The organism is Acidobacteriota bacterium, assembly GCA_016703965.1.
Classification (GTDB): domain Bacteria; phylum Acidobacteriota; class Blastocatellia; order Pyrinomonadales; family Pyrinomonadaceae; genus OLB17.
The window spans coordinates 23353-46841 of sequence record JADJBB010000004.1 but is presented as its reverse complement, the minus strand read 5'-3'; the positions used below and the strand labels follow the sequence as shown (position 1 = coordinate 46841).

General features: G+C 52.2%; 27 protein-coding genes and 1 pseudogene. 22 read left to right on the top strand and 6 right to left on the bottom strand.

The window, feature by feature from the left end; genetic code table 11:
• Nucleotides 1-2: 2 nt before the first annotated feature.
• From IPG22_03030 to IPG22_02940, 19 genes are all read left to right on the top strand, one after another.
• Nucleotides 3-356, top strand: coding sequence for a hypothetical protein (locus IPG22_03030; protein ID MBK6587280.1), 354 nt, complete (start codon nt 3-5; stop codon nt 354-356).
• On the top strand, nt 353-739 hold the full coding sequence (locus IPG22_03025) for a RidA family protein (GenBank protein MBK6587279.1): 387 nt from the start codon (nt 353-355) through the stop codon (nt 737-739). The genes IPG22_03030 and IPG22_03025 overlap by 4 nt, the downstream gene beginning before the upstream one ends.
• A 3-nt stretch (nt 740-742) precedes the next feature.
• Complete coding sequence (locus IPG22_03020) at nt 743-1714, top strand: sodium-dependent bicarbonate transport family permease (protein ID MBK6587278.1); 972 nt, start codon at nt 743-745, stop codon at nt 1712-1714.
• 4 nt (nt 1715-1718) lie between these two features.
• Nucleotides 1719-2225: a RidA family protein gene (locus IPG22_03015; GenBank protein ID MBK6587277.1), complete on the top strand. Its 507-nt coding sequence runs from the start codon at nt 1719-1721 to the stop codon at nt 2223-2225.
• Nucleotides 2226-2231: 6 nt separating this feature from the next.
• On the top strand, nt 2232-2546 hold the full coding sequence (locus tag IPG22_03010; GenBank protein MBK6587276.1) for a cupin: 315 nt from the start codon (nt 2232-2234) through the stop codon (nt 2544-2546).
• 1 nt (nt 2547) lies between these two features.
• Nucleotides 2548-3348: a PhzF family phenazine biosynthesis protein gene (locus tag IPG22_03005; protein MBK6587275.1), complete on the top strand. Its 801-nt coding sequence runs from the start codon at nt 2548-2550 to the stop codon at nt 3346-3348.
• Nucleotides 3332-3889 carry a GNAT family N-acetyltransferase gene (locus IPG22_03000; GenBank protein ID MBK6587274.1) on the top strand — a complete coding sequence of 186 codons (558 nt, stop codon included), beginning with the start codon at nt 3332-3334 and terminating at the stop codon, nt 3887-3889. Before IPG22_03005 ends, IPG22_03000 begins: the two co-directional genes overlap by 17 nt.
• 224 nt (nt 3890-4113) lie before the next feature.
• Nucleotides 4114-4797, top strand: coding sequence for a DUF2490 domain-containing protein (locus tag IPG22_02995; GenBank protein MBK6587273.1), 684 nt, complete (start codon nt 4114-4116; stop codon nt 4795-4797).
• Between the two features lie 78 nt (nt 4798-4875).
• The gene (locus IPG22_02990; GenBank protein ID MBK6587272.1) at nt 4876-5400 is read left to right on the top strand and encodes a phosphoribosyl-AMP cyclohydrolase; all 525 of its coding nucleotides are present in this window, start codon (nt 4876-4878) and stop codon (nt 5398-5400) included.
• Between the two features lie 133 nt (nt 5401-5533).
• Nucleotides 5534-6286 carry a Fe-S cluster assembly ATPase SufC gene (gene sufC / locus IPG22_02985; GenBank protein ID MBK6587271.1) on the top strand — a complete coding sequence of 251 codons (753 nt, stop codon included), beginning with the start codon at nt 5534-5536 and terminating at the stop codon, nt 6284-6286.
• Between the two features lie 168 nt (nt 6287-6454).
• Nucleotides 6455-8083 carry a glycosyltransferase family 39 protein gene (locus tag IPG22_02980; GenBank protein MBK6587270.1) on the top strand — a complete coding sequence of 543 codons (1629 nt, stop codon included), beginning with the start codon at nt 6455-6457 and terminating at the stop codon, nt 8081-8083.
• Nucleotides 8022-8615, top strand: coding sequence for a hypothetical protein (locus IPG22_02975; protein MBK6587269.1), 594 nt, complete (start codon nt 8022-8024; stop codon nt 8613-8615). The genes IPG22_02980 and IPG22_02975 overlap by 62 nt, the downstream gene beginning before the upstream one ends.
• A 5-nt stretch (nt 8616-8620) precedes the next feature.
• Nucleotides 8621-9766, top strand: a complete 1146-nt coding sequence (sufD, locus tag IPG22_02970; protein MBK6587268.1) for a Fe-S cluster assembly protein SufD — start codon at nt 8621-8623, stop codon at nt 9764-9766.
• A 67-nt stretch (nt 9767-9833) separates the two neighbouring features.
• The gene (locus IPG22_02965; GenBank protein MBK6587267.1) at nt 9834-11057 is read left to right on the top strand and encodes a cysteine desulfurase; all 1224 of its coding nucleotides are present in this window, start codon (nt 9834-9836) and stop codon (nt 11055-11057) included.
• A gap of 77 nt (nt 11058-11134) precedes the next feature.
• Nucleotides 11135-11518, top strand: a complete 384-nt coding sequence (locus IPG22_02960) for a hypothetical protein (GenBank protein MBK6587266.1) — start codon at nt 11135-11137, stop codon at nt 11516-11518.
• A gap of 9 nt (nt 11519-11527) precedes the next feature.
• The gene (locus tag IPG22_02955) at nt 11528-12220 is read left to right on the top strand and encodes an aspartate/glutamate racemase family protein (protein MBK6587265.1); all 693 of its coding nucleotides are present in this window, start codon (nt 11528-11530) and stop codon (nt 12218-12220) included.
• A 66-nt stretch (nt 12221-12286) separates the two neighbouring features.
• Nucleotides 12287-13987 carry a formate--tetrahydrofolate ligase gene (locus IPG22_02950; GenBank protein MBK6587264.1) on the top strand — a complete coding sequence of 567 codons (1701 nt, stop codon included), beginning with the start codon at nt 12287-12289 and terminating at the stop codon, nt 13985-13987.
• Nucleotides 13988-14437 (top strand): SUF system NifU family Fe-S cluster assembly protein, encoded by a 450-nt coding sequence (locus IPG22_02945; GenBank protein MBK6587263.1) that lies wholly within the window; start codon nt 13988-13990, stop codon nt 14435-14437. It abuts the gene before it with no gap.
• A gap of 40 nt (nt 14438-14477) precedes the next feature.
• The gene (locus IPG22_02940; protein ID MBK6587262.1) at nt 14478-15374 is read left to right on the top strand and encodes a hypothetical protein; all 897 of its coding nucleotides are present in this window, start codon (nt 14478-14480) and stop codon (nt 15372-15374) included.
• 82 nt (nt 15375-15456) lie between these two features.
• On the opposite strand, the pseudogene IPG22_02935 reads toward IPG22_02940, so the two are convergent.
• Nucleotides 15457-16949: pseudogene (locus IPG22_02935) on the bottom strand (FAD-dependent oxidoreductase).
• Between the two features lie 217 nt (nt 16950-17166).
• On the opposite strand from IPG22_02935, the gene IPG22_02930 reads away from it, so the two are divergent.
• Nucleotides 17167-17754 (top strand): DUF2585 family protein, encoded by a 588-nt coding sequence (locus IPG22_02930; GenBank protein ID MBK6587261.1) that lies wholly within the window; start codon nt 17167-17169, stop codon nt 17752-17754.
• 82 nt (nt 17755-17836) lie between these two features.
• On the opposite strand, the gene IPG22_02925 is transcribed toward IPG22_02930, so the two are convergent.
• Genes IPG22_02925 through IPG22_02910 form a run of 4 tightly spaced genes read right to left on the bottom strand, consistent with a single transcriptional unit; the run spans nt 17837 to nt 20760 of the window.
• A complete protein-coding gene (locus IPG22_02925) occupies nt 17837-18628 on the bottom strand; it encodes a hypothetical protein (protein MBK6587260.1) in 792 nt (263 codons plus the stop codon).
• A gap of 6 nt (nt 18629-18634) precedes the next feature.
• Nucleotides 18635-19168 (bottom strand): DUF4149 domain-containing protein, encoded by a 534-nt coding sequence (locus IPG22_02920; protein MBK6587259.1) that lies wholly within the window; start codon nt 19166-19168, stop codon nt 18635-18637.
• A gap of 58 nt (nt 19169-19226) precedes the next feature.
• Nucleotides 19227-19949, bottom strand: coding sequence for a class I SAM-dependent methyltransferase (locus tag IPG22_02915; protein ID MBK6587258.1), 723 nt, complete (start codon nt 19947-19949; stop codon nt 19227-19229).
• Nucleotides 19942-20760 carry a glycosyltransferase family 2 protein gene (locus tag IPG22_02910; GenBank protein MBK6587257.1) on the bottom strand — a complete coding sequence of 273 codons (819 nt, stop codon included), beginning with the start codon at nt 20758-20760 and terminating at the stop codon, nt 19942-19944. Before IPG22_02910 ends, IPG22_02915 begins: the two co-directional genes overlap by 8 nt.
• Before the next feature lie 84 nt (nt 20761-20844).
• On the opposite strand from IPG22_02910, the gene IPG22_02905 reads away from it, so the two are divergent.
• Nucleotides 20845-22614: a glycosyltransferase family 39 protein gene (locus IPG22_02905; GenBank protein MBK6587256.1), complete on the top strand. Its 1770-nt coding sequence runs from the start codon at nt 20845-20847 to the stop codon at nt 22612-22614.
• Entirely contained in the window at nt 22611-23345 is a 735-nt protein-coding gene (gene prmC, locus IPG22_02900) for a peptide chain release factor N(5)-glutamine methyltransferase (GenBank protein MBK6587255.1), read from the top strand. The genes IPG22_02905 and prmC overlap by 4 nt, the downstream gene beginning before the upstream one ends.
• Here prmC and IPG22_02895 read toward each other — a convergent pair.
• On the bottom strand, nt 23342-23482 hold the full coding sequence (locus IPG22_02895) for a hypothetical protein (GenBank protein MBK6587254.1): 141 nt from the start codon (nt 23480-23482) through the stop codon (nt 23342-23344). The two genes, prmC and IPG22_02895, sit on opposite strands and share 4 nt — an antisense overlap.
• Nucleotides 23483-23489 lie beyond the last annotated feature (7 nt).

Here is a 23489-nt window from a genome sequence, read left to right as displayed (position 1 = left end):
GAATGAGTTCAAGACCAGATCCGTGGCGGATACTCCGATCGAAAACTGACCTAGCCGAGGAAGCTATTCTATTGTTGTCGGAACGAGATGCTTGGCAGAAGGTGTACGCTCTACCAAAAGCAGAGAAATTCCCGCAAGTCTGTTTCACTGGCTTCAGTTCTGCAAACAGAGAAAGACTTGAAACTATTGCGGGAACTGTAGGACTGGAACCAAAGGACTCAGTAGCTAAGGGCTTGGTTCTGCTTGTCATAGGTCCTAATGCTGGGGAAAGCAAGATTAAGAAGGCGGAACTTCAGGGAGTTCACGTTACCGATGAAGATGGATTCATTGCATTCGTTGAGGCTCAAAAAATATGATAACGATCCAACCTTCAGGTCAACCAAAACCCAAAGGCCACTATAGCCCGGGGATCGAGCACGACGGCTTGATCTATGTTTCGGGGCAGTTGCCGATGACGCTGGATACGCGCGAGCCCTTTACGGGTGATATTGATGGGCAGACGGAACTTGCTTTGCGGAACGTCGAGGCGGTTTTGCACGCGGCGGGGAGTGATCTGGGGCGCGTTTTGCAGTTTACGATCTATGTCTCTGACATGGAATTGTGGGGTGCGGTGAATGCGGCTTACGCACGCGTGATGGGCGATCATCGTCCGGCGAGAGCGATCGTGCCGGTGAAGGATCTGCATTTTGGAACCAAGATCGAGATACAGGCGATCGCAGCAAAGCCGACCGATCGTTGATAGATGGACCCACAGCTGATCCTTTCCAGCCTGACCAACCCAACGCTTTTGTTTTTTGCGTTGGGGATCGTCGCTACCGTCGTTCGCAGCGATCTTGAGATACCGGCGACGACGGTCAAGTTCATCTCGCTTTATCTGTTGTTTGCCATCGGATTCAAAGGCGGGCAGGAACTGGCCCACAGCGACTTTTCGACCGAGATATTCTTTTCGCTCATTTTGGGCATTGTTGCCGCTTGCTTCGTGCCGTTCTATACATTTTTCATTCTGAAACGCAGGATGGAGGTGAGCGACGCGGCGGCCGTTGCGGCAACGTATGGGTCGGTTAGCGCTGTTACGTTTGTTGCGGCAACATCGTTTCTTGAGGCTCAGCAGCAAACCTTCGGCGGGCACATGGTTGCCGTCATGGCTCTAATGGAAACGCCGGCGATCATCATCGGCGTTATCCTGATGATGAAATATGAAAAGGATTCCAGCAGTCGCGGACGACTGAGGAGCATTTTTCATCATTCGCTAACGAATGGCAGTGTCCTAATGGTTGTCGGAAGCCTCGTCATAGGTATCATTGCCGACAGCAAACAGGCGGAGGGTATTAAGCCGTTTACGACTGATATTTTCAAGGGTTTTCTCGCGATCTTCCTGCTCGAAATGGGCATGGTCACGGCGCGTAGATTTGCCGCTTTTCGGAAATATGGTTGGTTCGTTGCGGCTTTCGGGATCGTGATTCCTCTGATAAACGGGGTATTTTTTGCGATCTTCAGCGGTTTGATCACTAAGAATCCTGGAAACCGGTTCATGTTCGGCGTGCTGGCCGCAAGCGCGTCCTATATCGCTGTTCCCGCAGCTATGCGGCTTGCGGCACCAAAGGCCGATCCCGGACTATATATTCCGATGGCTTTGGGCGTCACATTCCCTTTCAACATAACCATCGGAATGCCGATCTATTATGCTGTGGTCAAGTATGTGAATTTTGGATAGATATATGAATATCGAGCGTAGGTGGATCGCGTTTGCCATATTCGCGATCGTGGCGGTTTCAATCGTTGCCGTGAGTCTATTGAGCAGTGAGCTCAGCGACGTTTCGGCCCAGGTTTCGGTCAAACGAGCGATCGAGACCAGCGAGGCTCCGAAGGCGATCGGGCCGTATTCGCAGGCGATCATTGCCAACGGGTTTATCTACACTGCCGGCCAGGTCGGAGCGGATCCAAAGACGGGATCGATCGTTGACGGCGGGATCGAGGCGCAGACCGAGCAGGTTTTGAAGAATATTGAGGCTGTGCTGAAAGCTTCGGGCAGCTCGCTCGACGATGCGGTGAAAACGACTGTTTTTCTGACGGATCTGAACGACTTTGCCAAGATGAACGAGGTCTACGCGAAACGGTTCAAGGCTCCGTTTCCGGCGCGTTCGACGGTGCAGGTTGTGAAATTGCCGCGTGATGGCAAGATCGAGATCGAGGTTGTGGCAGTCGTTAAGGGCGGCAATAGGTAGAGAACGATGGCCGAGATTTTCAGAGCAAAAGAATTTACCGGCACGCGGGCATGGGAATCGCTGCCGGTCGCGTCTATGGACGGCGTTTCAGTCAAGATCCACTGGACTGACCAACCGTATATCTGGCACGTCAACGATGGCGAAGAAGTTTTTGCCGTTCTAGATGGCGAGGTTGAAATGAATTATCGCGAGCAGGGAGTGGAGAAGAAGGCTTTATTATCGACGGGCGATATTTTTTTCGCGGGTGTCGGTTGCGAGCACGTTGCGCATCCGATCGGCGAAGCTCGAATTCTAGTCGTGGAGAAAGAAGGCAGTGTCTAAAATGAAGCTAAATATCTTTCAAGTTGATGCCTTTACGAGGTCGCCTTTTGGCGGCAATCCAGCGGCGGTCGTGCCGCTTGATGCGTGGCTGCCGGACGATGTAATGCATAATATCGCCCAAGAAAATAACTTGAGCGAAACCGCTTTTTTCGTAAGGAATGCTGACGTTTTTGAGATCCGCTGGTTTACGCCGACCTTTGAGATCGACCTGTGCGGGCATGCGACGCTTGCATCCGCGTTCGTGATTTTCGATGTTTTAAAACTCGAGACTAAGACGATCAGATTTCATTCGCACAAAAGCGGAGATCTGTCGGTCGAAAAGAATGGGGACGTATTGACGCTTGATTTTCCGTCTCGCCCGGTCTCGCCGGTTGAGGCTCCGGACGGATTGTTCGACGCGATCGGAGGAACGCCAAACGAGGTCTTTAAGGCGCGCGATTACTTCCTGGTCTTTGAAACCGAGCAGGACGTGCTTGACCTGAAACCAAATTTTTCCGCGCTCCATGACATAGCGGCTCTTCTTAAAATTGACGCGCATGGTTTTATCGTCACAGCGCCCGGAGATTCTTCCGATTTTGTGTCCCGTTTCTTTGCACCCGAGGTCGGAGTGTTCGAGGATCCGGTGACGGGTTCGTCTCACTGCAATTTGATACCTTTTTGGGCTGAGAGGCTCGGCAAGACCGAGATGTTTGCCCGGCAGGTGTCGGCCCGGGGCGGTGAGTTGTTTTGCGAACTGGCAGGTGACAGGGTAAAGATCGGCGGGAACGCCGTTTTATACATGAAAGGTGAGATCTACGTCTAAGGCCGTGATAAGGATCGAACCTCTGCAACCCAAGGATTCGTTGCTTTTGTCGGCTATCGCCCGGCGGGCATATGCCGATCATTTCAGATATCTCTGGTACGACGATGGCGAAGCCTATATGGAAAGATCGTTCAGCCCGAAGGCTTTGGAGAACGAGCTTAGCGACTTCGCGAATCTCTTTTTCGCCGCATATTTTAAAGACAAGGCAGCTGGTTTTCTGAAACTTCGGCCTGAGAACACGCTTCCCCTCTTTGCCGATGCCAATGCGTTCGAGATCGAAAGGATCTATCTGGCAAAAGAATTCAAGGGCAAGGGTATTGGAAAGCGTATGATGGACACCGCTGCCGGGATAGCTGGTTCAATGGGCAAAGATCTGATATGGCTGAAGGTAATGGCCGGAAACGAAACCTCGATCGGGTTTTACCGTAGCTGCGGTTACTCCATTTGCGGTGAAGAGGTTCTTAAACAACCCGGATTAAGACCTGAGCACAGCGGAATGTACGTCATGCGCAAGGACTTAAACGATCGGCAACCGGCATAGTGCAGATTTGTATGCCATGAGACAAAAAATCATTTTGGATACTTGACTATATAGTAATGATTAAACTATATTCTTGGTTGAAAAGGGAGTAGATAGCCCACGAGGTTCGGTGAGATCGTCAATACGGCTGAATCAGTTCAGCCCGGTTCATCGATAAAATATCGAGACTTTTCATGATAGTTGCAGAGTTTGCAAGTATCATGGAGAGTCTTTTTTATTTTGATATGAACATTAAAACACTTACAGCTTTGCTCGTTCTGTTCGCCGTTTTTGCCGTTAGTGCATCAGCACAGAATACCTTCAAAACTGACTTCCAGGTCTGGAATGATACACAGATCATCATTCCTCTCAATAAGAAGAAAGATGTTAATGCCGTTATTTGGGTTTTTGGGCGATTCGGGAACAACGTTTCGACCACGACAGACGCCAGGATCGGCGGGCTGATCACGAAAAAGGTAAATAAATACGCGACGCTTGGCGGCGGATACCTCTACCGGTACTCAAACCCAACGTTCGTTCGCTCTCGGTACGAAAGCCGCTACCTAGGTTTAGCAACATTTACGGTGCCACTGAGTAAGGACAAAAAGTGGACGCTGGTAAACCGAAATATCTATCAGTATGAAGATCGATATTCCCGGCCAAATGCTTCGGTTGTTCGGAATCGTGCCTGGTTGAAGCGCGAGGTTACGGTTGGGGGCAAGAAGATCGAGCCGTTCGTATCCTTCGAAACCTTTTACGACTTTCGGCTGAAAGCTTTTGCGAGATACCGCACGCAGGCTGGTTTTTCTCGCAAGTTTTATCCAAATCTTTCTGCCGATATTTACTATGTTCGACAAGATGAAACGGGAAATGGTATCAGGCCCGGAACTCTTAATGGCATAGGTTCGAGTTTTCGTATCAACTTATAAACAAAAATTGAATAAAGGAGACATTTCAAAGTGAAAAAGAGTCAATTTGCTAGCATGCGACAAGGGGTAATAGGGGTGATGGCTTTGCTCGTACTTTCAATTACGAACTTCGCGCAGTCAACGACCAGTTTTAATATTTCTGAAAAAATGGTGACTGATGCTCAGGCCGGATGGTGCGGGGCTTTGGTCAAGATCAACGAGACAAAAGAAAAGGGCGGCGACTATACCAAAACGGCCTCGGACATTCTGGACTCGGCTTATAGTTATCAGTACGGCGTAGTCCTCTTTAAGCCGACGCTGACCACCGGCGAACAGGTTTTTAGAATGGATAAGGAGGGTGCCCTCGCATACTTTGTCGGTGGTAACTCTAAATATAAAGATGACGGCGGATTTGCCTTAAAAGGATGGAAGAAGTGCGAGAGCAAGCCGAAGGGTATAATTCTCAACGGCGATACCGCTCTCTCGATGGGCAACGTTCACATGTGGGATAAGGACGGAAAGGAAACCGTCGTCGACAAGACGTGGGGCTACAAACTGGACGAGAAAGGTAACCTGCGGATCATTTTGCACCACTCTTCGCTCCCGTATAAACCCACAAAATAGTGAAAATTAACGAAACTTGAAAAAAAAATCAGGATTTGACCCGAAAGCCCGAGATCTGAGAAGATTTTGGGCTTTTCCCTTGCTATAATTATGAAATATTGAAGTTAGCGGGATCGCCCGTCTGAAAATAACTATGCTACTAGAAGTTAAAGATCTACACGCCGGTATCGAAGGCAAAGAAATTCTGAAAGGCCTGAATCTTCAGGTCAAAAAAGGTGAGGTTCACGCGATCATGGGGCCGAACGGCTCGGGCAAATCGACCTTGTCAAAGGTTTTGGCCGGACATCCGACCTACGAAGTGATCTCGGGCGAGGTTTTGTTCGAAGGCAAAAACCTGCTCGAACTTGAACCTGACGAACGTGCCCGCGAAGGCGTTTTCATGGCGTTTCAGTATCCGGTCGAGGTTCCGGGTGTGTCGAATTCGCAGTTCCTGCGGCTCGCCTATAACCAAAAGGCTCTGCATCACGGGCTGGAAGAGCTTGACCCGCTTGAGTTCAACGATTACCTGAAGGAAAAGGCCAAGATCGTGGATATGGACCCGCAGTTTTTCAAGCGTTCGGTCAACGAAGGCTTTTCGGGTGGTGAGAAAAAGCGGAATGAGATCCTGCAAATGGCGGTGCTTGAGCCTAAGCTTGCTGTGCTCGACGAAACCGATTCCGGGCTCGACATCGATGCTCTGCGAATCGTCGCTGAGGGAGTGAACAAGCTGCGTTCAAGCGAGAATGCGATCATCCTGGTTACTCACTATCAACGTCTTTTGAACTACATCCAGCCTGATTTTGTACACGTTTTGGCCGGCGGCAAGATCGTGAAGGAAGGCGGGAAGGAGTTGGCGCTTGAACTGGAAGAGAAGGGATATGATTGGGTGAAGGGAGCCGCGGTTTAGATTTTCCGATGAATTGCCACTAGCTTTAGCTAGTGGACATCGAGCATGAAAGATTTGAGGGCTTTAGCCCAATCTCTTGTCTCACAATCGCTCCAGCTCTTTGGGCTAAAGCCCGATTTATTTTTTGCCTATCCACTAGCTAAAGCTAGTGGCAATTGATATGACCAGATGACCGAGCCAGCAAAATCAAAATCCACTAACCCCGCGATCATCATCGCGATCTGGTCGGCTGTGCTCGTGACTGTGTTTGTCGCATTTCGCAGCACTGACCTGTTGAAACTGCCGAGTTTGCTAGGCAATCTCGGCGGCGGGCCGTTATTTGGTGGCGAGGGGATCTTGGCGTCGGCCGTTGGTGCGATCATAGCGGTTCTTATTCTTGTTTCGTGGTTGGGAATAGGGTCGTTTGTATTTCGATATTTGAAAACTGAGCGCGGCGAAAATTTCTCGCAGCTGCTCGAACTTGTTCGAAATATCGCTGTCGGCGCGATCGTCACGTCGCTGATATGGTTTTTTCTCGGCCTTGCGGGGCTTTATTCACCGTTGGCCGCGATAATTATTACGGTCGTGGGATTTGTAGAAGGCGGAATAAATCTCGCTCGTGGAAGGGAACCGAAAACCGAAAGCGTTCGGTCTGACAATGCAACGGGCTTCGACAAGGCACTGCTTCCTCTCGCCGCGGTTCCAGTTGTTCTCGCATTCGTTGCGGCCCTTGCTCCGCCGATAGCGAAGGACACCTTGCTCTATCATTTTGCGGTGCCAAAGGCGTTTATCGCACAGGGCAGCAATGCGTTTATTGATGGCAATATCGCAAGTTACCTGGCTCTCGGCACCGAGATGCATGCGGTTTGGGCGATGCTGCTTGGCAATTTTGTCAGCACGCGAGCAGGCGAAGCGGCGGCCGGGGCGACGACATTTTTATTCTTCCCTTTGCTGCTCGGCGCGGTATTTGGGTGGGCAAGGGAACTTAGTGTTTCGCGAAGTTGGTCGCTTGTCGCGACGCTGATGGTTGCGGCGATCCCGACAGCATTTCATGTGGCTTCGAGCGGTTATATTGACCTTGCTCTTGCTCTTTATATCACGCTCGCGTGTTATTCGCTGACGCGTTGGTGGAAGACTTTGTCGACGTCGTCGATGGTTCTAGTTGGTTTATTTCTGGGCGGGGCATTGGCCGTTAAATTGACGGCGGTGTTTGTTTTTGCGGCTTTCGCCTTAGTTGTGTTGCTACGGGCTCGGGATGCTAAGAACCCAGTCGCTATCGCTCCCGGTTCTGACCCGGAGGGCGTTGCGACGGCTTCCGCGAGTTCCGGCAAGATCGTGGCCTTGGGTTTTGGGGCTTTGGTTTTGGCTGGGGCGATCGCTTCGCCGTGGTATTTGCGGAACTGGGCGGCGACGGGGTCGCCGGTTTTTCCGTTTTACATGAGCGTTTGGAAGGGGACGGCAAACGGTTGGGACGTTGAGCGGTCGAACCTTTTCCAGGGCATGAACTCGCAGTACGGCGGGGCCGACATCAACAAGACGAACTATTTGATGTCTCCATTCCGCGTTTCGCTCGCGGCTCAGCCTGAGAATCCAGAGTTGTACGACGGTGTTTTAGGTGCCGCATTTCTGATCGGCCTGCCGCTGCTGATCTGGGCGTTTTGGAAGAAGAAGCTGGCGGACGAATTCGCGATCGCGGCTGGAGTGTCGGCGATAGTTTATCTTGTTTTGGCTGTTTTCAAGCCCACAGCTGCGGTATTTGCTGCCGATCGCTCCGTTGTTTGCGGTTGCGATCGTTGGGGCGATCGAATCAGTGCTTGAGGATGCGGGATCGAGGGCGGCGGCGAAATATTCGCTGTTGGCCGCGTCAGTAGTCGCGATCTTTACGTCGGCTGCCTGGTTTTGTCAGAAAGCCCCGCTTCGGGTCGTGCTCGGCGGCGAGACTCGCGACCAATATCTGACGCGAAACCTCGATTATTATCCCTACTATCAGACGATCAACAGCGAAGCGGACGCGGATGCCAAGGTCTGGCTGATCAACATGCGGCGGGATACTTACTATATCGACCGGCCCGTCGTCTCGGATTATTTATTTGAAGACTGGACGCTGCGAAAGATGGTCTGGGAATCGCGAAACACGGCGGAATTAAAGGCCAAGGCCGCCGCAATGGGCGTGAAATATATATTGGCACGCCACGATTTTCTCTTCGATCTCGATAAGTCGACCCTCGTTGACGAAAAGAAGCCGCGGGCCGAGAACGAAGCAAAATTACGGATGGCCAAAGAGCTCATCCTCGACCCCGCGAACACGGTTCGTGCGGACAGTAAGTTTAGTTTAGTAAAGGTATTTTAATAGAAATGGTATCAACGACAGCCGCTGTGGAAACACAATTTGCGGAACAATTTAGAGAGTTTATAAAGGGCGAATCGCACGATGGTCTACGAAAGCTCCGCGAGGACGCGTTTGCGGCGTTTTCGCTTTCGGGATTTCCGACGCAGAAGGACGAGGACTGGAAATATACGAATGTTTCCCCGATCGTCAGGGAGCAGTGGACAGTTAGCGGTGGCCGGAGCGAAGAGCTTTCTGGCGATGTTATCGACTTGATCGGCAAGTTTTCGTTTCGCCGTAATGGTTTTGCGGCGTTGAATCTGGCATTTGGAGAGATCAAAGTCGTACGGATCGCCAGGGAAACCAGTATTGTTGAGCCGATCGAGCTTGCCTTTTTGGCCGATGAGAACGCAGCAGTCTTTCCGCATATCGTCATCATCGCAGAACCGGGAAGCAAGGCAACGATCGTGGAATCATATGATTCGACCGCGAAGAGCCTAATTAATGCGGCGGTGCAGATCGTCGTCGAAGATAACGCAAATCTCACGCACTATCGCGTGCAAAAAGATTCGCCGGACGCCTTCAACGTCGGAACGACCGAGGTGACGCTGGGCTCGGGCAGCCACTACGATTCGACCAACATAAATCTCGGCGGCGGCATATCGCGGCACGACATTGACGTCAGGTTCACCGCCGAAGGCGGCGAGGCTTGGGTTGACGGGCTTTACATGCTAAGCGGCAGCCAGCACCACGACACGCATTCGATCATCGATCACACCGTGCCGAACTGCACTTCTCATCAGACCTACAAAGGCGTGCTGAACGACCATTCGCGTGGTGTTTTCAACGGCAAGGTCTTCGTTCGCGAAAACGCTCACGGCACCGACGCGCAGCAGTCGAATAAAAACCTTTTGCTCTCGAATGATGCCCGTGTTGATACAAAGCCTCAGCTTGAGATATTCAACGACGACGTCAAATGCTCGCACGGAGCAACCGTTGGGCAGCTTGAGGGCGAGGAACTGTTTTATTTGCTGACGCGCGGATTGCCGGAAACTCTCGCTAAAAATCTGCTCACCTACGGTTTTGCCGAACAGGTGATAAATAAGATCAAGATCGAATCGATCAAGAAAGAACTGGACGCGGCGGTTTTGAATAGGTTGGGTGCGGAGATATAGCCACAGGGAGCACAGCGATTACTAACCATTGTCCTCCAGGAAAAACAAAATGAAAGCAGTACAAGAAATGAGCAAATTTGACGTTGAAAAGGTAAGGAAGGATTTTCCGGTTCTGTCGCAGACAGTAAACGGGAAACCGCTCGTGTATCTCGATAACGGTGCTTCGTCGCAGGTGCCGCAGTCGGTGATCGACCGGACCTCCAAATACCTGAGCGAAGAGCATTCGAACATTCATCGCGGCGTGCATTATCTTTCGCAGCACGCGACCACCGCGTACGAAGCGGCTCGTGAGAAGGTAAAGCGGTTCATCAACGCGAGGGAAGCGAAGGAGTGCATCTTTGTACGCGGGACGACCGAGGGTGTGAATTTGGTGGCGTATTCGTACGGACGCAAATTCATCAACGAGGGCGATGAGATCCTGGTTTCGCAGATGGAGCATCATTCGAACATCATCCCGTGGCAGATGATCGCTGAGGAAAAAGGTGCCCGCGTCGTCATGATTCCGATGAATGACGAAGGCGAATTGATCATCGACGAGTACGAAAATCTGCTTAATGAACGCACGAAAATGGTCGCGATCACGCACGTTTCGAATTCGCTTGGAACCGTAAATCCTGTCAAGCAGATGATCGCGACGGCACATAAATTTGGCGTTCCGGTTCTCGTCGATGCCGCGCAGAGCGTGCCGCATTTTCCGGTGGATGTGCAGGATCTAGACGCGGATTTCTTTGTGTTTTCGGGTCACAAGATGTTCGCGCCAACCGGCAGTGGTGTGATGTATGGAAAGCGTGAATGGCTGGACCAGATGCCGCCATATCAGACGGGCGGCGGTATGATCCGCACGGTCAGTTTTGAAAAAACGACATTCGCACCGATCCCCGATAAATTCGAAGCCGGAACACCAGCCATCGCCGCCGGTATCGGTCTGGGAGCAGCGATCGATTACATAAACGCCATCGATTTTGAGGCCGCTGCTGCTTACGAACACAAGCTGCTCGAATACGCGACCGAGCGTCTCTCCGACATCCCGGAGGTCAAGATCATTGGCACTGCCGCAGAAAAGGCTAGCGTATTATCATTTACCATCGAGGGCATCCACCCGCACGACATCGGCACGATCCTCGACCAGCAAGGCATCGCAGTCCGCGCCGGCCACCATTGTGCCCAGCCGGTAATGGAGTTTTTCGATGTTCCGGCGACGGCCCGTGCGAGTTTTGCCTTTTACAACACGCGGGAAGAAATCGATAAACTGGCGGACGCAATACAGAAGGTGATTGAGGTATTTGCATAGCATCGGTAAACTCCTACCGTGAGGTTTTTGAGTGGATGGTAATATGGTCGTTTATCAAGTCATGAAAGAGTGCATTGATGATGGTATTGACGGTGTTAGCGATCTCCGCGTCCGGTATTTCGGTTGTCGCGCAGCAGGGTAACCCGCAGGTAATAAAACGAACCGAAAAGATGCGGCAAAAAGTCGCGAAGATCGGAACCGGAGACGAAGCAAAGGTTCGTGTGTTGCTTTTCGACGGCACCAAGATCTCTGGCTTCATAAGTGAGGCAAATCAGAATACTTTCGCTGTCATGGATTCGAGCAAAAAGGCGACAACGGCGAACTATTCGGATGTAAAGACCTTAGACTACACAGGAAAAAGCGATATGAGCACCAAGTCGAAGTACATCTGGGCCGGAGTTGCGGGTGGCATTGGTGCGGCGATCGCCATATTTGCCTACGCTGTATTGCACCGGGATTGATCGATCATAATGAAAACCATCGGCCTCATCGGCGGGATGTCCTGGGAAAGCTCGGTCGTTTACTACCAGATCATCAACCGCAAAACTCAGGAGCTGCTCGGCGGTTCGCATTCGGCTGAGTCGTTGATGTATTCGGTCGATTTTGGCGAGATCGCTCGGCTCCAGCACGAAGGGAACTGGGGAGCACTCGAAACGATCATGGTCGATGCCGCAAAGCGGCTCGAACGCGGCGGAGCTAACCTTATCGTGATATGCACGAACACGATGCACATGTTCGCTGACGAGATGGAAAACTCCGTTAGCATTCCGCTCGTCCACATTGGCGATGCGACCGGTGAGGCGATACGGGAAAGTGGGCTGAAAAAAGTTGGCCTGCTAGGGACGAAATTTACGATGGAGAAGGACTTTCTAAAGAAACGCCTTCTTGATAAATTTGGGATCGAGACGATAATCCCTGATGACGCTGATCGCGAAATTGTTCATTCGGTCATTTACAACGAACTTGTGAAAGGCGAGATCCGGGAAGACTCGCGTTCGGCTTATTTGGAGATCATTGAGAAGCTTATAGGAAATGGTGCTGAGGGAATCGTTCTGGGCTGTACTGAGATCCCTCTGCTGATCACGCCGGAGCTTACTGAGGCAGTTCTTTTTGATACGACGCAGATCCATGCGGAACGGGCGGTAGAGATAGCTTTGCGTTGACGATCTTTTTGCCGGATGTGAGCGGCATCACTTTCAACCGCGGGCTAATTGATAGATAATCCGACCATGTATTCTGATCTTTATATTGCCCAACACGCCAAAATGCGGCCCGTGACCGAGATCGCTGAACAGCTTGGCCTCGGCCCTGACGATATCGACCTTTACGGCAGCCCTTACATCGCTAAGGTGCGGCTCAACGTCATTGAGAAATTCAAGGATCGCCCGAACGCCAAATACATTGACGTTTCCGCAATCACTCCGACACCGCTCGGTGAAGGTAAATCCACGACACTCATAGGCCTCGGCGAGGCGATGAAGCACCTCGGCAAACGCTCTGTTGTTAGCTTGCGGCAGCCGTCGCAAGGGCCGACGTTCGGTATTAAGGGTGGAGCTGCAGGCGGCGGCTATTCGCAGGTCGTGCCGATGGAGACGTTTAATCTCAATCTGACCGGCGATATTCATGCCGTTACGGCGGCAAACAATCTGCTCGCTGCGATGATCGATAACAAATTGCTCCGCGGCAATCCGCTCAATATAAATCCGCACAGCATCACCTGGAAACGCGTCGTTGATACGAATGACCGAGCTTTACGCAAGATCATCGTCGGCCTCGGCGGCCGAATGGAAGGCGGCATTCCGCGTGAGACGGGTTTTGATATTACGGTCGCGTCAGAAGTAATGGCGATCCTCGCGCTCACAACGTCGCTTCAGGATATGCGAAAGCGGTTCGGCCGGATCGTGGTCGGAATGACGCATGATAAACAGCCTGTCACTGCCGAAGAGATCGGTGCGGCCGGAGCAATGACCGTGCTGATGCTCGATGCGATCAGGCCGACGATCATGCAAACGCTTGAGAATACACCGGCGTTAGTTCACGCCGGGCCTTTCGCTAACGTCGCACACGGCAACAGCAGCATTCTCGCCGATCTGATCGGCATCAAAACGGCGGATTACCTGATGACCGAATCCGGATTTGGAGCTGACATCGGAGCTGAGAAATTCTTTAACATCAAATGCCGATACAGCGGCCTCACGCCTGACGCCTGCGTGATCGTCGCGACCATTCGAGCTCTGAAATCGCACAGCGGCAAATACAAGATCGTCGCCGGCCGTCCTCTGCCGCCGGAAATGCTTGAGTGCAGTGTTGCTGACGTCGAGGCAGGGGCGGCGAACCTTCGCAAGCAGATCGAGAATGTTCGCCTGCACGGCGTGACGCCGGTCGTTGCCATAAACGCGTTCGAATCAGATCATCCGGAAGAGATCGAGGCCGTAAAACGGATCGCGATCGAATCCGGGGCTCTCGGAGCCGCGGTTTCGACCCATTGGGCCGATGGCGGAAAAGGAGCGATCGAGCTAGCCGAAATGGTGATCGATGCGGCCGAGCAACCGAGCGAATTTAAATTCCTATACGACCTCGACCAGCCCATCAAAACCAAGATCGAGACCATTGCTAAAAAGATCTACGGTGCCGCGGATGTATTTTTCGAGCCGTTCGCCGATCAGCAGATCGCCTCGTATGAGGCGAATGGATTCGGCAACCTTCCGATCTGCATGGCAAAAACTCATTTGAGCTTGAGCCATGATCCAAAACTAAAAGGAGCCCCGACCGGTTTCACTCTGCCGATCCGCGAGGTCCGTGCGAGCGTCGGCGCGGGCTTTATTTATCCGATCTGCGGTGATATGCGAACTATGCCTGCGTTGCCCGAACATCCGGCAGCGGAGCACGTGGATATCGATGAGAACGGAAATATTGTAGGATTATTCTAGATGTCAGAATTAAACGAGCTTTATCAGGAAACGATTTTAGAACACAACAAGAACCCGCGGAATTTTCATGAGATCGCAGATGCGGATCAATATGCGGACGGGAAGAATCCGCTTTGCGGCGATGCCTTGCGTGTTTACGTCAAGCTGGACGGCGACACGGTGACGGACGTGGCGTTCAAGGGGTCGGGCTGTGCGATCTCAAAGGCTTCGGCGTCGATGATGACGCAGGCTGTAAAGGGGAAAACCAGGGACGAGGCTCACCATATTTTTGATGAGTTTCACCGCATGGTCACTGGCGATCTTGACATTGAGACTGACGACAACGATCTAGGCAAGCTGAAAATATTTTCGGGCGTCCTTGAGTTCCCGGCGCGCGTCAAATGTGCATCGCTTAGCTGGCATACGCTGAATGCCGCGTTAAAAGGCGAAGACGTCGTTTCGACCGAGTAGATTTTCTGCAAATGTCTCGCGGCGGCGGCGTTCATCGTATATGATGTACTACCGAATGTTCAGTACCGGCCGCGTAATTTTTATACTGGTTCTTTTTGCGGCTCTCTCTTTCCCGGTAATGGCTAGGCCGCAGACGCGGATAGCGGCAGATCTTCCAACCGCCGAAGCTTTCGAGACCCACGCTTCGCAGCTCAGAGCAAAGCTCAAGGGACGCGGCTTCACGGTTCTGGTCGAGCGGCCGTTCATTGTCGTGGGCGATGATAGCGCCGATCGCGTAGAGCAGTGGGCTAAGGATGTCGTTCGCGGAACAATACAGAAGCTCAAGCAGGACTACTTCAAGAAAGACCCCGCAAACATTCTTGAGATCTGGCTACTGAAGGACGAAACGTCGTATCGAAAGCATGCCAAAGAATTCTTCAACGACGAACCGGACACGCCGTACGGTTATTATTCTCCATCAAAAAAGGCCCTGATAATGAACATCGCGACCGGCGGCGGAACGCTCGTTCACGAGATCGTTCATCCGTTTATGGAAGTGAATTTTCCGGATTGTCCGGCGTGGTTCAACGAAGGAATGGGCTCGCTCTACGAACAGTCGGGAACCGTCGATGGCCATATCTACGGATACACAAACTGGCGCCTGCGCGGGCTGCAGAACGGTTTGCGTAAAAAAATTGTGCCAACGTTCAAGGCAATGACGTCAATGTCCGACGGCGAGTTTTATAAGGAAGCAACCGGAACGAATTACGCCCAGGCACGCTATCTGATGTATTACCTGCAGGAAAAGAAACTGCTTGTGAGGTACTACAAAGAATTCAGCGCGACCGTAAAGACCGATCCGACCGGATACAAAACTCTTCAGAGAGTTCTCGGCGAGCGAGATATGCTCGCGTTTCAGCGTCGGTGGGAAGCGTTTGTAATGAAGCTCGTTTACTAGAGCACGGGTCAGAACCGCCTGCGTAAGCGGGCGGAACGAAGCATGCATAGAAATCTGGCCCAACCTCGTTCATTCCGGCCGCTCACGCAGACGGTTCCGACCGGTATCTACATGCCGTTTTCCTGAACGCCGCTATCTCTGCGGTGACCCATTCACTATCCCTTCCTAATTCCCGAGCCATGATCTCCGCGATCTTTGGAGCCATTTCGATGGCTGCGGCAGCGTTGAGGAATAGCGTTCGGGTTCGCCGGGCAGAACGTCTTCGACGGTCCGTGCCATCTCGTCGCGAACGGCACGCACCACATCATCATCCGTGTATTGGAGATCTTTATGAAGCCGCTGGCCGCTGCTTTTTGGCGGTGCTGAGATCTTCAGGTTTGCCGTGACACAGCAGCTCGCGTCAAGGCTGCCGATCTCGACGGCCCGATCCACAGCGTCCTCAGCCATTCTTCGATAGGTCGTCCATTTTCCGCCTGTGATGGTGATTACAACGTCGGCATCGACGAACAGCTCGTGACTGCGGGACAGAGCGGCTGTGTTTTTTGCATCAGAGCGGTTTACTAATGGGCGAATTCCGGCAAAAACACTCAGGATGTCGGCTCGCTTTGGGCGTTCCGTTAAATATCCGCCGACCGTTTCCAGGATGAAATCGATCTCGGCATCGAGAGCCTCGGGTTCGAGAACAGCTGATTCCACTGATATGTCGGTGGTGCCGACGATGACATGGTCGTGCCACGGAATGCAAAACAGAACACGGCCATCGCTTGTTTTGGGGATCATCAGGGCAGCATCTGACGGCAAAAAACGGCGTTCGAGAACGATGTGCGAGCCCTGCGCGAATGTTACGACAGGTTTTGCCTTAGGGTCAGCATTTTTCCTGATCGGATCGCAGAATGCACCGGTTGCGTTTATGATGGTGCGGGCGAGAACCTTATGTATCTCGCCAGTTTCCAGATCTCTAAATTTAACGCCCACTATCGATCCTAAGTCGTCATCCTGAAAATCGAGAACCGGAGCATAATTTATCAGGCATGCACCAACGCCATCAGCCGTTCGAGCCATGTCGATGAGCAGTCGAGCATCGTCGAATTGACCATCATGGTAAAGAATGCCGCCTGAAAGGCCTTCGGTGTTGACGGTCGGAAACCGCCTGGTAGTTTCGCTCCGCGACAAGATCTTTGATCGGCCAATGCGTTTGCTGCCAGCGAGAAGATCGTAGATCTTGAGACCGACGCCATAAAATACCTTTTGCCACAAACTGTAACAGGGGACTATAAACTCCTGTATGTGAACGACATGCGGAGCATTTTGCAGCAGCGTTGAGCGTTCCGACAGGGCTTCGCGGACAAGTCCCAGATCGCCCTGTGCCAGATAACGAACACCGCCGTGGACGAGCTTTGTACTGCGGCTCGAGGTTCCTTTGCCGAAGTCGTGCTGTTCTAAAAGCAGTACATCGAGCCTGCGCGAAGCAGCGTCCAGAGCACAGCCGACACCGGTCGCCCCGCCGCCAATGACGATGATGTCCCACGGCTGTTTGTGTTTGCGAACTCGCTCTAAGTTTTCGTCTCGGTTCATAACCAACCTAGATTCTTGCTCAAAACCACGGGCGTGGCAAAGTCGAATCTTGCTCAAGCCCGCGCGTAAGCAGGGGCGATTTCCGAACCCGGGGTGTTGACTCCGCTAAAATTGAATAATTCGCCCTTGCTTACGCGCGGGCTTGCGCAACGATTGTGCGGACGATTTTCAAGGGGACTTGCAGAAACCTCGTTTTCGACGCAAAATCATTTTCAAAATGCCGGATCCGAACTTACAACAACGAGGCCTGTTCGAGACAAAGCCGCTTCTCGCCTGTCTCGCCGTAGTTTTTATCACCATCGTCATGCTCAACTTTCAAGGGCGTGTCTGGTGGTGTCAGGCGGGCGATTATATGCCGTGGTCGTGGGATATCTGGACGTCACACAATTCGCAGCATGTAATGGATCCGTATTCGTTCACGCACATTCTGCACGGCGTTCTTGAGTTTTGGCTGATCGGGCTTGTTTTCAGGAAAATGCCGCTGGCGTGGCGGCTCGTTCTCGCTGTCCTGATCGAAAGCTCGTGGGAGGTCGCGGAGAATTCAAGCTACATTATCAATCGCTATCGCGAAGAAACGATCTCGCTCGACTATTTCGGCGATTCGATAATCAATTCCCTCGCAGATATCGTCTGCTGTGCGACCGGCTTCGTGATCGCGTATAAACTCAGATTCTGGAAGTCAGTTGCTCTTTTCGTCCTGACGGAAGCCATCCTCATTCTGACCATCCGCGATAGCCTTGTGATCAATATAATTATGCTGCTCTATCCAGTCGAAGCGATCAAGCTCTGGCAGATAGGGAAGTAAGAGTAACAACGAAAGTACACGAAAAAGCACGAAATAGGATCGCCCAGTTCGTGCTTTTTCGTGTACTTTCGTGGTTACTTTCTTACCTTTCGCCGCGAGCGGCTTCGACCGATGTTTCCAGATCGACCGCGAGTTTGCGGGATCCGGGTTGGTCGAACGTCTCGGTCCATCGCAAAGCTTCATCGAGGATCCTCAACTGATATTCCCTGAAATTCGGCTTGCCGGCAACCGTGCCGAGTTCTCCGTTGTAGTAAGCCGTTCGCGGTGGGCGGACCATATCGGTCAGTTTTGGGTCGACGGAGATGGTCATCGTCGGGATGCCGCTTTCTTCAATGCCGCGGGCGATAATGCCAAGGGTTTGGTGGCAGAGACGCGATGCCGGGATGAGCAGGGCTGCCTGCACCTCGTAGCGATGGAGGCGTTCGGCGATCTTCGGGGCTATCTCTTGAGCGACTCGTTCGGCGTTCGGAATGTGGCTGCTGAGGCTCCACCAGACGTTGTTAAGGCCGCCGATGACGCCGTTTTCGGCGTATTCCGTTAGTCGATCGACGGGGATCTGACAGTTACGGTCTTCCTGCACGGCTTTCGGGTCGTAGCCTTTGGCGGTGTAACGAAGATCACCTGCCTCGACCTCGACGGGAATTTCGAGGAAGTTCAGATCCCCATCCCGGCTCGAAGTGTCGAACGGATCCATTCCGTCAATATACGCACCGGCGGACGATATGAGCGCGAGGTTAAGCATCGGCAACGCACGGCGGACCGGCGTAAAAGGGGAATGGACATTCTCGACCCACGGATAGTTCGTGAGGTTGTCGTTCGCATTCCAACGGGAAAAACGTCCTGAAAAAACTTCGAGATTTTCGATCAGTTCCATATCTAATCAGACCTTAAATTCTTTTGAGAAATCGTAAATATTATCTTTTTCAGCCTTGGCCGGAGCCGAGCTGAACTTGCGATTCGCGATAATAAAAAATGCGATCAGAGCCGCGACCATTCCTGCAAACAGCACCCAAACCGAATACTCGTGCAGCATGTTGAATTGTATCCGCAACGGATCATCGAGCGGTACGTCATCGATCGGTTTCCCGATCTGAGCTCTTACCGAAGCCAGCCATAAGCCGATCACAAATTGCCCAACCGCACACGCCGCCGCGATCACCAGCAGCAGGAATCGCTCAACCCAGAGCCAAAGTTTGCTGATCCGCGACGTTGCGAGCAAAGACGTAAGGATCAGGAAAACCGAGATCGCCATTCCGCTGAAATTCAGGATCGCGAGCGTTCGGTTCACGACCGCTCCGGCGAGTTCCCGCTGCGGCAGCACCGCGAAGGCTGCTTGAGCGACACCGATAAAAAACACTGCCGCTCCCAGCCAGATCGCAAGTACCAATAACCTGATATCAGAGAAAAACTTCATAAAACTCTCTTATTTTCAGGCTTTTATTATCAGGCTTTTCATCCAAAAGGGCAAAAGCTCACGCTTTCCTAATGATCGCCAGCAGATTCTTGCCAACGGGCACTCCGGTGATCGGTTCGATACGGCGCATTATCGGCACGACCAAATTGTCATACGCTGTGACGGCCTGTGAACCGAGGCCGTCAGAGTTGAGCACGCGATATTTCATATACCACAGCAGAACGCCCGCGATATCGAAAAAGAACGACCGCACGATGTTAAATCCCGCAGCCCGGCATTTTTCCTCAAGTTCTCTTTTTGAATACCTGCGAAAATGCCCGACTTTGCGGTCGAATTCGCCGTAAAGGCTCATCAACGCCGGCACAAATATCAGGCAATGCCCGCCGTCCGCGAGCGTATCGAAAACTGCTTTTAGTTCGTTTTCATCGTCCTCAATATGTTCGAGAACGTTGACGTAAATGATCGTATCGGGCCGTTGTTTCGCGACGATCGCCCCTGCCGCTTCTGTAAAGACAGAATGGTAAAGGCTCAGATCAGTTTTGCTTTCCCTTTCCGCCGTATTTACCTCGAGGCTATAGAACATTTCCGACGGCTCGACGAGGGCGAGGCTTTGCGGCTCTAGTTCTAACAGTAATTCTGTAAAGCTGCCTATTCCGGCACCGACTTCGACGACATGGTCGCCGATGAACGGCTTCAGCTCATCCAGGATCCACCGGTGATAATTGACGGCGAACGACATTGCCTCCAGATCCTTGCCTATGTAGACCGCGGGGTCATTCATTGGTTTCTCCGGCGGTGAGGTATGGCTGCGTGATCTTTTTCGCCAGCTCAAATGAGTTTTGAAACGAGCCTTTTTTCGAAACGAAGAGATTGTATTTCAACACGTAAAAAAGAGCAGCAACGCCGTCCTTAAACCCGATCTTTTTGCCTTCGTCGTACGTTCGGCCGTAATAGCTGATCGGCACCTCGTATATCGCGGCGTTCAGCTTCGCGATCTTGGCCGTGACCTCGACCTCAAATCCGAAACCGCTCGATGTGATTATCATATTTCGAGCGATCTCGCTGCGAAACGCTTTGTAGCACGTTTCCATGTCGCTCATGTTGAGGTTAGTGAAGCAGTTCGAGAAAAATGTAAGCGACTTATTGGCGAGATAGTGGGTGAAATAGAGGATCCGTGTTGCTTTTTTCACCATGAATCGCGACCCGTAAACGACATCCGCGTGTCCATGCAAGATCGGGCTGATCACGTCCTGGATCTCATTCGGGTCGTATTCCAGATCGGCGTCCTGAACGATAACTACGTCGCCCTTCGCCATCGCGAAACCTTTTTTCAGGGCTTCGGTCTTTCCTTTGTTTTTATCATGGCGAACATATTCGATCGCCGAATACTTCTCCGCAAGCCGTTTCGCGATCTCGCCGGTCTTGTCCGAAGAGCAATCATCGACGATCACGAGCTCCAGCAGGTGAGGAATGCCGATGACCCGTTCCACGATCATCGTGAGCGTTGCTTCTTCGTTATACGCCGGCATGATAACGGACAGGCACGGGCAGTGCGTCGGGCCAACACCTTGAAGTTCCTTTTCGTGAGACATATAATCGGCTGAAATTGACGGGCGAAGAAGCGAACGCCTAATTCTACGACGAAAACGGTATTGCTAACAAAACTGCTAACTAAAATGACATCTGTACGCGACACCGTTTCCGCCTTTCGTCCCTGGCTGCTTGCCCCCGCTGCGTTTCTGACGATGCTGGTTCTCTCATGGCATCGCTGGACGTCGCTGATAGTGGATATCGGCCGCGAGGCCGACATGCCGCTGCGGCTGATGAACGGCGAATGGCTTTATCGCGACATCCACTATCTTTATACTCCCTTTTCGCCCTATTTTAATGCCCTGCTCTACCGCATTTTCGGTCCGCATCTCGACACGCTTGCCATTAGCGGCATATGCTGGTCAGCAGTTCTTACAATTTTGTGTTATCGCATCGTGAGAAAGCTGATGCCGCCGCTCGAAAGCTCGCTTGCCGTTTGTGTCGTCGTCGTACTCTGTATCTTTAAGCCGGCGGGGAATCTGATCTTGCCGTATTCCTTCGCGGCTCTTCACGGAACGGTTTTTTCCATCGCTTCGGTGCTGTTTCTGATGCGATTCGCTGAGAATAAGAAAACGGCTGAGCTCTGGTTATGCGGGCTGTTCATCGGGCTGGCGGGTATCGCGAAGCAGGAGTTCGCGTTTGCAGGAGCACTTACAGTTGCAGCGTATCTTCTCTTCCTACACCGCTTGAAAATTGGAAAGCTCCTTCGCGATCTCGCGATCGCCGGAATTGCTGCCCTGCTCGTATTTGTTCCAGTGATAGCTGAACTGTTCGTCAAGATGGACGCACAGATGCTGATCAATGATTGTCACCTGTTCTACACGAATATTCCCGCGTCCCTCGTCTATTACAACCGCTTCCGCGCGGGGCTGAATTTCCCGGTATGGTCGATCGTTCAGATGCTTGGTTCTCTGGGCGTTTGTATAGCTGTGATCGCCGGGATCGTCTTTTTCAGCGATCGAACCTACACGCTGAAACGGCGATCCGTGATGATATTTCTCGGCTCGACCGTCCTCGCTCTGGTGGTGGGGTTTTTGTCTGTCAGCCAATGGGACGGAAGCCCGATTAGATCACTGCCGTTCCTTATGATCGGCATGATGGCGATCGCGTGGCGGCGTCGGCCTGACGTTGGCGGCCCGCTTTTCATCGCGGCCATATACGCACTTGCGATCATTTCGCGAGTAATACTGCGCGTACCGAGCGGGGGATTTTCGGGGAGCTTTTTTCTACCCATAGGGTTATGTGTGACAATTTACGGCCTCGTGTGGGAACTGCCTTTTTACGTTGAAAAATGGACAAGCGATTCAAGCTCCTCGCTGCGAGCTGCGGCGATCGCCCGAGGATTTCTTGTCGTCGCGATCATAGCTACGATGGTCTCGTTCGGCTACAGATTCCGAAGCAAATATGTTTACGAAGTAACAGCAGTACGCGGCACCGCTTTCGTTGAAAAGGAAACAGGGCCGGTCATTTCCGAAACGCTTCGTTTTATTGAGCAGCGAACGGCTCCGGGCGATTTTATCGCGGTCGTTCCGGAAGGCAACGATCTTGCATTTCTGACCGCACGGCGTATCAATTTACGTCATCAGGTGCTGCTGCCTGATTTTATGAGCGAACAAGATGAGCTCACCGCGAGCTCTCTACTCATGCGTGATAATGTACGGTACATCTTCGTCCCGAACCGCCCGATGCGCGAATTTGGCAGCGTAGCGTTCGGCAAGGATTTCTATAGAACGCTGGGAGGCTGGATGCAGGATAACTATCGCCTCGTAAAGGTTTTCGGAGTGCCCGATGGACCGGAGCCCGAGATCGGCGACCCGCGGTATTTTATTAAAGCTTACGAGCGGAAGGATCTATGACACGCGAGCCCAAGCCAAATATAGCTGATTCCGTTGCCCGTGCGTCTGCGAAACTACAAGATGCCGGGATCGACGATGCACGCCGCGAAGCGTCATCGCTTATGGCGTTTGCGATCGGCAAAACCTCCGCTTTTATTTTCGCCCACCCCGAATACGAGCTGACCGAAGCAGAATCGAAGGCCTTCGATTCTGCCGTAGAGAGGCGGGAGGCACGCGAGCCTTTTCACTACATCGTCGGAAGAAAGGAGTTCTACGGGCTCGATTTCACAGTGGCTCCCGGCGTCCTGATCCCGAGGCCCGAGACCGAACTTTTGGTCGAGGATGCGATAAACATTCTAGGTGAACTGCCGAACCCGCGATTTGTTGAGATCGGTGTTGGCTCCGGCTGTATCTCGGTTTCGATCCTGCACAATTCGCCTCGGGCGACCGCGGTCGCCGTTGATATATCGGAACCGGCTTTGGGGATTGCCAGGAAAAATGCGGAGTTTTACAACGTCGCCGATCGTCTCGCTTTGCATCACGGAGATGTTTATCAAGGCGTCGAGGGCGAATTCGATCTCATCGTTTCCAATCCGCCTTACATTCCCGACAGCGATCTCACGACGCTGCAAACAGAGGTCGGCAGTTTTGAACCGCATTCAGCGCTGTTCGGCGGCGATGACGGGCTGTATATAGTGCGACGCATTGTTGCCGATGCTCCGAAGTTTCTTAAAAAGGCGGCCATATCTTAATTGAGATCGGCTTTGGCCAGGCGAGAAGCGTCAAAGAGCTGTTCGACGTAGCGATCTGGTGTGAAATTGACTTTATCCGTGACCTGCAGGGCATCGAGCGGATCGCAAAAGCTAGGCTTAATTAATATACGAAACATTTTATAT